The sequence below is a fragment of the Streptomyces sp. UNOB3_S3 genome (assembly GCF_020740895.1).
Classification (GTDB): Bacteria; Actinomycetota; Actinomycetes; order Streptomycetales; family Streptomycetaceae; genus Streptomyces.
On record NZ_JAILXP010000287.1, the window covers coordinates 1 to 9,405 of the forward strand.

The following is a 9,405-nucleotide window of genomic DNA, read 5'->3' on the forward strand; positions in this document are numbered from 1 at the left end:
GGGTGAGGTGGGTGCCCCGGTAGACCCTGGGGAAGACGCGCAGCAGGGTCGTGCGGCGGCAGGGGCCGACGACGGTGACGTCGAAGAGGCCGTCGTCGATCCGGGCGTCCGCGCAGATGCGCATGCCGCCGCCGTAGGAGCGGCCGTTGCCGACGGCGACGAGCGTGGCCTCGATCCGCTGCTCGGGCCCGTCGTCGAGGCGCAGCCGGTACGGGATGGGGCGCAGCGTGGCGAGCTCGGCGAGGAGGGCGGCGTCGTAGCGCAGCCGGCCGGCGGGGAAGCGCATCCGGTTGCCGCGGTCGTTGACACGGGAGTCGAAGCCGGAGGCGAGGACGGTGCCGAACCAGGTGTCGCCGACCCGGCCGAGGTCGACGGGGCGGCCGCCGTCGCCCTTGAGGGAGCGGGCCGCGACGGCGGCGGCCGCGGCGGGGTCGCGGGTGGGCAGGCCGGCGGCGCGGGCGAAGTCGTTGCCGGTGCCGGCGGCGATCACGCCGAGGGGGGTGGCGGTGCCGGCGACGGCCCGCAGGGCGAGGGAGACCATGCCGTCGCCGCCGACGGCGATCAGGGCGCCGGTACCGCCCGCGACGGCCTCGCGGGCGCGGCGCAGCGCGTCGGGGGCGTCGTGGCCGAGGACGGTACGGACGGAGAAACCGGCGTCGCGCAGGACCGCGGCCGCGGGCCGGGCGGCGCGGGCGCCGCGGCCGCGGCCCGCGGCGGGGTTGACGAATAACGTGATGTCGCTGGTCACCCGGGGACACTACCGGGTGACCGGAGGTCATGAACACGGCGGGGCGGCCGCTCGGTGAGCGGCCGCCCCGCCGTGTTCGTGAACCGCCGGTTCACTCGTGCGGGATCTCGTGCGGGATCACGTCACGTCGTCGTAGCCCCGGTGGTGCCGGTCCTGCTCGGGCAGGCTCGGCATGGGCTTGGAGTCGCCGACGGGCTGCGGTTCGAGGTCGAGCGGGGACGCCTCGTCGTCGTCGAGGAGCCGGTCGGGGTTGCGGCGGTCGCGGCGCTTGTCGTTGAGGATCGCGAAGCCGACGGCGGCGAAGTACAGGATGCTGATCGGCACGGCCAGGACGCACATGCCGAACGGGTCGGTGCTCGGGGTGGCCACCGCGCCGAAGACGAAGGTGCCCATGACGACGCCGCGCCACCAGCCGGCCATGGTCCTGCCGGAGACCAGGCCGACCATGTTCGCCATCACCAGGATCAGCGGCAGCTCGAAGGCGAGGCCGAAGACCAGGATCATCCGGACGGTGAAGTCGAGGATGTCGTTGAGGCCGAGGGTGTTGGCCGCGGTCTCCGGGGTGACGCTGAGGAGCACCTTCATGCTGGTGGGCATGATCAGGTAGGCCAGGTAGGCGCCCGCGAGGAAGAGCGGGGCGGCCGTCGCCACGAAGGCGATCGTGTACTTCTTCTCGTGCTTGTGCAGGCCGGGGGCGAGGAACGCCCACAGCTGGTAGAGCCAGACCGGGGAGGAGATGGTGACGCCGGCGAGGAGGCACACCTTGACGACGGTCGTGAACGGCGAGGACAGGGTGTTGAACGTCAGGACCGCGCAGTTGCCACCATGGCTCTGGGCCAGATCGCGTCCCTCGCACTTGGGCACGGGAGTGGACAGGAAGTCCATGATCTGCTTGTTGTAGAACGCGGCGATGATCGCGACCACGACGATGGCCAGCACGGCCTTCGCCAGCCGGTTGCGCAGCTCGCGCAGGTGCTCCGCGAGCGGCATCCGCCCCTCGGGGTCCTTCTCCTTCTTGCGGGCAGACTTGAGCAACCCACGTCCCTATCTCGTGTGGCAGACGGTCGCCGACGGCGGCCGTCCCGGTCTGTCCTGGATCAGCGCTGCTGGGTCGTGCGGTCGGTCGGCTCGGCGACCGGGCGGGAGGTCACATCGCCGGGGGCGGCCTTGATCGTACGGGGCGGCTGCTCGCCGGCCGGCGGGTCGGCGGGGGCGGCGGCGGTGTCCGTGCTCTCCGCCTTCATCGCCTTGGCCTCGCTCTTGAGGATGCGGGCGGACTTGCCGAGCGAACGCGCCATGTCCGGAAGCTTCTTCGCACCGAACAGGAGGACGACGACGACAAGCAGAAGAATGAGCTCAGGCGCTCCGAGCCGTCCGAACATATGCGTTTACCTTCTCACCGAAGCGGGATATTGGCGGGACCGGCCGACCGATCGGACATATGTCCATCAGCCGTACGGCAGCGATCGTAACGCGCAGGGGTAAACGCTCGGCAATCCCCGGGCATACGTCCGGTCCCTCGCGACCCTCCGCCTCGTCCACAGGGCCACCCGGACCAGCCTACCGCCCGCCCCGTTACCGGGAGGAGGGTCAGGCCCCGGTCCGTGTCCGGTCCCGGCCCGGTCCCGTCCCGGACCCCGCTCAGTCCGTCCGCAGCGTCTGCGCGCTCTGCGCGGCGAGCGGCGCGGCGGCCCGCTCCAGGTCCTCGGCCGCCCGGGTGATGCGCCGCGAGGCCTCCGCCACCTCCCGGGCGAGCCGCCTGGTCTCGGCGAACACCCGCGCGGCGAGCACCGCGAGCACGGTGAGACCGCAGAATCCGAGGGCGATGGCGAGCATGGGCCAGAACATGGAGCGAAGCCTAACGAGGGAAGTGCGAAAAGACAGGAATGGCCGGAAAGAACCGCTTGACGTCCTACGCGGTGGTGTGCAGCCGCAGGGTGCGGACCCCGCCACCGGTGAGCAGCTCGACGATCCGCTCCCCCGCCGGCTTACGGACCGCGGAGCCGCAGTCGGGGCAGGTGAAGGAGTAGAAGGTGGTGCGGTCGCTGGCGCCGATGGCCAGCCGCAGCGCCCCGGCGGCCAGCTCGAAGCTGGCCCGGCAGTCGGGGCACGCGGCCTTGAAGACCGCGGCGACCGCGACCCCCGCGTTCCTCATCGTCCCGGCCTCCCCTGGTCGTGGTTCTCCTGCCACCGTCGGCCTCTCCCTCACTCTCCGTACGCCGCGAGCGTCGCGCGGGCGGCCTCCCGGGCGCTGCCGGCCAGCGCCTCCGGCGAGACGATCCGCCCGTCCCGGCCGAGCCGCAGCGCCAGCCGCCGCAGCGAGGCGGGGTCGGGGGTGCGCAGTGTGATCCGCAGGCCGCCCTCGGGCAGCTCCTCGGCACTGTCGTGGGGGTAGTACTCGGCCACCCAGCGACCACCCGGGCCCACCTCGATGACGACCTCGGGGTCCTCGGCGGCGGGCTGGACCAGCCCCTCGGACAGGTCCCGCAGCTCCACCGGCGGCGGGTCCGAGGCCTCGTCCAGCAGCCGGATCTCGGCCACCCGGTCGAGCCGGAAGGTGCGCCGGGCCTCGGAGAGCCGGCACCACGCCTCCATATAGGTGTGGCCCACGGCGAACAGCCGGATGGGGTCGACCTCGCGCTCGGTCAGCTCGTCGCGCGCGGGCGAGTAGTAGCGCAGCCAGACCCGGCGGCGCTCGGAGATGGCCCGGTCGATCTCGGCGAAGACCCCGCCCTCGGACTCGAAGGTCACCGAGAGCCGGGAGCTGGCGCCCGCCGCCTCCCCGGCCGCGCCCTCGATCTTCGCGGTGGCGCGGACCAGCGCCTGCCGGTCGCTCTCGCGCAGCCCGGGCAGGGTCGCCACGGCGCGCGCGGCGACCAGCAGGGCGGTGGCCTCGTCGGCGGCCAGCCGCAGCGGCTCGCCGGCGGAAGTGCCCGAGGCGTCGGGGTTGTGCCACCAGATGCGGTCACCGTCGGTGTCGATGTCCAGCAGGTCACCGCCCCGGAAGCTGGTGCCGCACATGGGCAGCACGTCCAGGTCGCCGATCAGCTCGTCCTCGGTGATGCCGAAGGCCCGGGCCACATCGGCGACGCGGGCGCCGGGGCGCTCCCGCAGATAGGTGACCAGCGACAGCATCCGCCGGGTCTGGTCAATGGCGTTTCCGGCCATCAGAAGTCGGTCCCGTTCCTCTCAGCCCTTGGCCACGGCACGCAGCCGGTCGATCACATCGGCCCGCAGCTCGGCGGGCTCCAGCACCAGGACGTCGGCGCCGAACTCCACCAGCCACGCGTCCAGACCGTGGCCGTAGGGGATCTCCAGCTCGTCCCAGCCGTCGCCCAGGTCATGGGTGGCGACCGCCCGGGCGCGCAACGGATAGCCATGGCCGGCGCGCACCTTGATCCTGGCCGTTCCGGTGGCCGTCTCGCCCGCCCAGCTCTCGACGGTCGTGCGCACCGTGACGTGGTCGGGGACGGGCGCGGTGTACGGCAGCGCCCGGGAACGGACCTTCCCGGTGATCCGGGAGAGCCGGAAGACCCGCTCGGCACCGCGGTCGCGGTCCCAGCCCACCAGGTACCAGTGGCCGCGCCAGCACTCCAGCGCCCAGGGCTCGACCTTGCGCTGCTCGGGGCGGGCGGCGTTCGCCTTGCGGTAGTCGAAGACGACGACGCGGCGGTCGCGCGCGGCGAGCATCAGCGGCTCGAAGGCCGCCTCGTGCACGGGGATGCGCGTCTCCAGCGCGCTCTGCCCCTCGTACAGGTCCTCCGCCAGCGGCATCCCGGCGGCGCGCAGCTTCTGGAGCGCGCCGCTGGCGGCGCCCGCGAGCCGGGCCTGCTGCCAGACCTTGGCGGCGAGCCCCAGGGCAGCGGCTTCCTCGATGTCGAGGGTGATCGGAGGGAGACGGTTGCTGTCGCGGCGGGCGAGATAGCCGGTCTCGCCGTCGACGCCCTCGACGGTCTCGATGATCAGGCCGAGCTCGCGCAGGTCTTCCTTGTCCCGCTCGAACATCCGGTTGAAGGCGTCGTCCTTCGGGGATTCACCGGAATCGGAAGCACCGGACGAAGCCGAACCGGCTTCGATGTACGCCTCGATCGAACCCCGCAACTCCCCCTTGGTCAGCGGCCGGCGTGTCCCCAGCAGGCACAGCGCCAGACTCATCAGCCGCTCGGCCTTGGCAATCGCCATCGACGCCCTCTCTACTTGTGCTCTCAACCGTTGACCGTACCGCTCACGGGTCGAACGACAAAAGCCGAGGGCCCGTGCCAGGCGGCACGGGCCCTCGGCCTTCGTTCGCTTAGGTCTCAGACGCCCATCAGGTCGCAAACGAAGATCAGCGTCTCACCCGGGGCGATCAGGCCACCACCGGCGCCGCGCTCGCCGTAGGCGAGGTGCGCCGGGATGGTCAGCCGGCGGCGGCCGCCGACCTTCATGCCCTCGATGCCCTTGTCCCAGCCCTCGATGACCTGGCGGGCGCCCAGCTTGAACTCCAGCGCGCTGCCGCGGTTCCAGCTGGCGTCGAACTCCTCGCCCGTGGAGAAGGCCACGCCCACGTAGTGGACCTTGACGAAGTCGCCGGCCTTGGCCACGGCGCCGTCGCCCTCCCAGATGTCGACGATCTCCAGGTCGGCCGGCGGCTGACCCTCGGGGAAGTCGATCTCGGGCTTCTCGATGTTCACGAAAGTTCTCCTACGAAAGATGCTGTGGACAACCGTGCAATTCTGGCAGACCCCCCGCCGGGGTCAGACCTTGCCCACGATGTCGACGACGAAGACCAGCGTGTTCTTGTCCAGACCGCTCTGCGCCTGGCCCTCGTAGCCCAGCTTCGGCGGGATCACCAGCTCGACCCGGTCCCCCACGTGCTTGCCGACCAGGCCCTTGTCCCAGCCCTGGACGACCGAGCCGGTGCCGATCTGGAAGGCCGTGGCACCCGCGTGGTCCCAGGAGGAGTCGAACTTCTTGCCGTCCTCCCACTTCACGCCGGTGTACTGGGCGATCAGACCGTCCCCGGCCTTGATCTCCGGGCCGGTGCCCTTGATGAGCACCTGCTCCTTGAGGTCCGTCGGCGGCTTGGTGTCCTTGGGGATGGTGATCTCGGCGGCCTTCTGGGAGACGTACTTGACCTCAGGCATGCCCTCCTCGGGCTTGGCCTGGTCGCCCTTGGCCTCGCTCTTGGCATCGACCTTCTGGGCACCGACGACGTCGATGACCCACACCAGGCCGTCCTCGGGCTTGACGCCCGCCTGCGGGTTCAGCTGGTCGCCGATGAGTGCCTTGGCGGTGCCCTCGACCTCGATCCGGGAACCGGCCTTCTGGCCGATCACGGCGTCGAGGACCTTCGCGGGCATCTCCTGGCTGGGCTGGCCCAGCTGCTGCACCAGCTGCCGGCGCGGGGCGCCCGGCGTGGCCCCCTCCTGCTCCTGCGGGGTCCAGGTGCCGCCCAGCGGCTTGTTGTCCTTCATCGTCTGCCCGGCGAAGTCCAGACGGACGAACGAGCCCTTCTCCGCCTTCTCGCCCGAGCCCTCGGTCAGGGTCTTGACGACCAGCTTGTCCGCGGGCTTGGCGTCCTTCGGCACGGAGATCTCGGGCTTCTCCCCGAACTTCCCCTTCACCGTCACCTTGGCGTCGGAGGACTTGCCGTCCCCGGACCCGCACGCCGCGGCGGTCAGCAGCAGGACGGGCACGGTCAACGCCGCGGCGAGGCGACGCGCGTTCTTCGTGTGGTTCATGAAGTCCAACTCGGCTGTAGGGGTCGCTGGGCAGTGTGCGCCACTCTACGGCCTGTCTCCCGCCGATCAACCCCGTCCGACACGGATGTGCGCCGGGTCCGCTGGACCCGGCGCACATCCGTGCCCCTCATGCCCCCGAATCGCGCTCACATTCCCGCGATCAGCTTCTCCACCCGGTCGTCGACCGACCGGAAGGGGTCCTTGCACAACACCGTCCGCTGCGCCTGGTCGTTGAGCTTCAGATGGACCCAGTCGACGGTGAAGTCACGGCGCTGTTCCTGGGCGCGGCGGATGAAATCGCCGCGCAGCCGGGCCCGGGTCGTCTGCGGGGGCACCGACTTCCCCTCGAAGATCTTGATGTCATTGCACACCCGGGCCGCCTGGCCGCGCTTCTCCAGCAGGTAGTACAGCCCCCGGCGGCGGTGGATGTCGTGATAGGCGAGATCTATCTGGGCGATCCTGGGGTGGGACATGGTGATGTTGTTCTTGGCCCGGTACCGCTCGATGAGCTGGTACTTCATCACCCAGTCGATCTCCGTGGAGATCAGGTCCAGATTCTCGTCCCGGATGGCCTCCAGCGAGCGGCCCCACAGCTCCAGGACCCGCTCGACCGTGCCCGTCCGGATGCCGCGGCGCTCGCAGAAGTCCACGGCCTTCTCGTAGTACTCCTGCTGGACCTCCAGGGCGGAGGCCTCCCGGCCGCTGGCCAGGCGCACCTTGCGTCTGCCGGTGATGTCGTGGCTGACCTCGCGGATGGCCCGGATGGGGTTCTCCAGGGTGAGGTCGCGCATGACCGTACCGGCCTCGATCATGCGCAGGACGAGGTCGGTGGCGCCGACCTTCAGCAGCATGGTCGTCTCGGACATGTTGGAGTCGCCGACGATGACGTGGAGCCTGCGGTAGCGCTCGGCGTCGGCATGGGGCTCGTCCCGCGTGTTGATGATCGGGCGCGAGCGTGTGGTGGCGGAGCTGACGCCCTCCCAGATGTGCTCGGCCCGCTGGCTGACGCAGTAGACCGCGCCGCGCGGGGTCTGGAGGACCTTCCCCGCGCCGCAGATCAGCTGCCGGGTCACGAGGAAGGGGATGAGGATGTCCGCGAGACGCGAGAACTCCCCGTGCCGCGCGACGAGATAGTTCTCGTGGCAGCCGTAGGAGTTCCCGGCGGAGTCGGTGTTGTTCTTGAAGAGGTAGACGTCGCCCGCGATTCCCTCCTCGTGCAGGCGGCGCTCGGCGTCGACCAGCAGACCTTCGAGAATGCGCTCCCCCGCCTTGTCGTGGGTGACCAGCTCGGTCACGCTGTCGCACTCCGGAGTGGCGTACTCCGGGTGCGATCCCACATCCAGGTAGAGACGGGCGCCATTGCGCAGGAAGACATTGCTGCTGCGGCCCCAGGAAACGACACGGCGGAAGAGGTACCGCGCCACTTCGTCAGGGGACAGCCGGCGCTGTCCTCTGAAGGTGCACGTGACGCCGTACTCGTTCTCCAGCCCGAAAATGCGGCGGTCCATGCCTGAACATTACGCCTGATGCCCTGCGCTGAAACCGGGTTCGACCGCACCGTTCCGATCATTTTCCGACCGGGCCACGACGGTGGACACCTTCTCGGGGGCCCGCAGGGACGCCCGGAAGGCGACGATCACCAGCAGGGCCGCGACACCGCTGCCCACCGCGACGAGGAATCCCGCACGGGCACCGCCGGACTGCACCGCCGGCCCCACGAAGGCCGTACCGATCGCCGCGCCGACGCCGAAGGACGTCACCAGCCAGGAGAACGCCTCGGTCACCGTGCCCCGCGGCGCGTGCCGGTCCACGACCACGAAGGCGGTGGCCAGACACGGCGCCAGGAACAGGCCCGCCACCCCGGCGAGGACCGTCATCGCCACCGCGCCCGGCACCAGCAGCAGCGGCACGTAGAGGAGCGCCAGCCCGCCGACGAGCACCCGCAGGCGCTGCTCCGGAGTGCCGGGCCACTGCCGGGCACCATGGACGGAACCACCGATCAGAGCGCCGATGCCCAGGGCCGACAGCAGCCAGCCGGCCACGTTGCCGCCACCGTGCGCGTCGCCGTAGGCGACCGCGGCGACGGCTATGGAGCCCAGCGCGGAACCTATGCAGAAGAAGGTGCCCAGCAGCACCAGCAGCCCCCGGGAGCGGAGCGCCCCCAGCCAGTGCGCCTCACGGGGCTCGCTGCGCCACGTGCGGGAGGGCGGCGAGGTGACGACCGCGAGGGCGCCGATGACGCCCATCAGGTGGAGGGCGTTCAGCGCGGCGGCCTCGGACCAGATCGCGACGATCCGGGTGACGATCAGCGGGCCGACCACGTAGATCAGCTCCTGCGCTATCGCGTCCAGGGAGTACGCGGCGTGGAGGTCGTCCTCGTTCTTCAGGACCGAGGGCCACAGGGCCCGCAGCCCGCCCTCGAGCGGCGGCGCGAAGAAACCGGCCACGATCATGGCCGCGTAGGACAGCGGCACCGGGTCCAGGCCGACGACGGTGAAGGCCGCCATGCCCAGCGCGGTCATCAGGGCCGAGGGCAGGATGACACGGGGCTGGCCGTAGAGGTCGACGGCCCGGCCGAGCAGCGGCTGGCCGACGGCGTTGGCCACGCCGTAGACCGCGGAGAGGGCGCCGGCGAGGGTGTAGCTGCCGCCCTCGGCGCGGACGAAGAGGACGATTGCCAGCGCGGCCGTGGCGTTGGGGAGCCGGCCCACCAGGGTGCCGGTCAGCAGTCGCGCCGCGTGCCGTGTCTTGAGCATGTCGACGTAACCGCCGCCCGCCGCCGCCATTGTCCGCCTCTTATCCTTGGCCGATCCTTGGCCGATAGTTTTTGACCGAGCGATCCCGGTTTTACGTATAACTAGAAGAGTTATACGTACCATGATCGGAGCTCGTGGGTCCAACCTGCGTGGTGACGGCGGCAGCGGAGAGGGGCGC

General features: G+C 70.8%; 11 protein-coding genes. All 11 read right to left on the reverse strand.

From position 1 onward, the window contains the following. The coding region (locus K6I33_RS25910; RefSeq protein ID WP_229356946.1) for a diacylglycerol kinase family protein at nt 1-748 on the reverse strand (748 nt) is incomplete at its 3' end. 117 nt (nt 749-865) lie between these two features. Then, the gene (gene tatC / locus K6I33_RS25915) at nt 866-1,738 is read right to left on the reverse strand and encodes a twin-arginine translocase subunit TatC (RefSeq protein ID WP_229356955.1); all 873 of its coding nucleotides are present in this window, start codon (nt 1,736-1,738) and stop codon (nt 866-868) included. A gap of 107 nt (nt 1,739-1,845) precedes the next feature. Continuing rightward, a complete protein-coding gene (gene tatA / locus K6I33_RS25920; RefSeq protein WP_229356947.1) occupies nt 1,846-2,130 on the reverse strand; it encodes a Sec-independent protein translocase subunit TatA in 285 nt (94 codons plus the stop codon). A gap of 259 nt (nt 2,131-2,389) precedes the next feature. Further along, complete coding sequence (locus K6I33_RS25925) at nt 2,390-2,596, reverse strand: hypothetical protein (protein WP_229356948.1); 207 nt, start codon at nt 2,594-2,596, stop codon at nt 2,390-2,392. A gap of 64 nt (nt 2,597-2,660) precedes the next feature. Next, nucleotides 2,661-2,903: a hypothetical protein gene (locus K6I33_RS25930; protein WP_229356949.1), complete on the reverse strand. Its 243-nt coding sequence runs from the start codon at nt 2,901-2,903 to the stop codon at nt 2,661-2,663. Nucleotides 2,904-2,953: 50 nt separating this feature from the next. Next, nucleotides 2,954-3,916: a YafY family protein gene (locus K6I33_RS25935; protein ID WP_229356950.1), complete on the reverse strand. Its 963-nt coding sequence runs from the start codon at nt 3,914-3,916 to the stop codon at nt 2,954-2,956. Between the two features lie 21 nt (nt 3,917-3,937). Continuing rightward, nucleotides 3,938-4,930 carry a YafY family protein gene (locus K6I33_RS25940; RefSeq protein WP_229356951.1) on the reverse strand — a complete coding sequence of 331 codons (993 nt, stop codon included), beginning with the start codon at nt 4,928-4,930 and terminating at the stop codon, nt 3,938-3,940. Nucleotides 4,931-5,046: 116 nt separating this feature from the next. Then, a complete protein-coding gene (locus K6I33_RS25945; protein WP_229356952.1) occupies nt 5,047-5,421 on the reverse strand; it encodes an FKBP-type peptidyl-prolyl cis-trans isomerase in 375 nt (124 codons plus the stop codon). Between the two features lie 63 nt (nt 5,422-5,484). Next, nucleotides 5,485-6,471, reverse strand: coding sequence for an FKBP-type peptidyl-prolyl cis-trans isomerase (locus tag K6I33_RS25950; protein ID WP_229356953.1), 987 nt, complete (start codon nt 6,469-6,471; stop codon nt 5,485-5,487). A gap of 146 nt (nt 6,472-6,617) precedes the next feature. Next, complete coding sequence (pafA, locus tag K6I33_RS25955) at nt 6,618-7,979, reverse strand: Pup--protein ligase (protein ID WP_126913428.1); 1,362 nt, start codon at nt 7,977-7,979, stop codon at nt 6,618-6,620. A gap of 9 nt (nt 7,980-7,988) precedes the next feature. Next, entirely contained in the window at nt 7,989-9,257 is a 1,269-nt protein-coding gene (locus tag K6I33_RS25960; protein ID WP_229356954.1) for an MFS transporter, read from the reverse strand. Nucleotides 9,258-9,405: the final 148 nt, after the last annotated feature.

Bases quoted from the DNA above. Each gene is read 5' to 3' on its own strand.
- tatC (WP_229356955.1), bottom strand. From the start codon at position 1,738: ATGCCGCTCGCGGAGCACCTGCGCGAGCTGCGCAACCGGCTGGCGAAG.
- tatA (WP_229356947.1), bottom strand. From the start codon at position 2,130: ATGTTCGGACGGCTCGGAGCGCCTGAGCTCATTCTTCTGCTTGTCGTC.
- K6I33_RS25925 (WP_229356948.1), bottom strand. From the start codon at position 2,596: ATGTTCTGGCCCATGCTCGCCATCGCCCTCGGATTCTGCGGTCTCACC.
- K6I33_RS25930 (WP_229356949.1), bottom strand. From the start codon at position 2,903: ATGAGGAACGCGGGGGTCGCGGTCGCCGCGGTCTTCAAGGCCGCGTGC.
- K6I33_RS25935 (WP_229356950.1), bottom strand. From the start codon at position 3,916: ATGGCCGGAAACGCCATTGACCAGACCCGGCGGATGCTGTCGCTGGTC.
- K6I33_RS25940 (WP_229356951.1), bottom strand. From the start codon at position 4,930: ATGGCGATTGCCAAGGCCGAGCGGCTGATGAGTCTGGCGCTGTGCCTG.
- K6I33_RS25950 (WP_229356953.1), bottom strand. From the start codon at position 6,471: ATGAACCACACGAAGAACGCGCGTCGCCTCGCCGCGGCGTTGACCGTG.
- pafA (WP_126913428.1), bottom strand. From the start codon at position 7,979: ATGGACCGCCGCATTTTCGGGCTGGAGAACGAGTACGGCGTCACGTGC.
- K6I33_RS25960 (WP_229356954.1), bottom strand. From the start codon at position 9,257: ATGGCGGCGGCGGGCGGCGGTTACGTCGACATGCTCAAGACACGGCAC.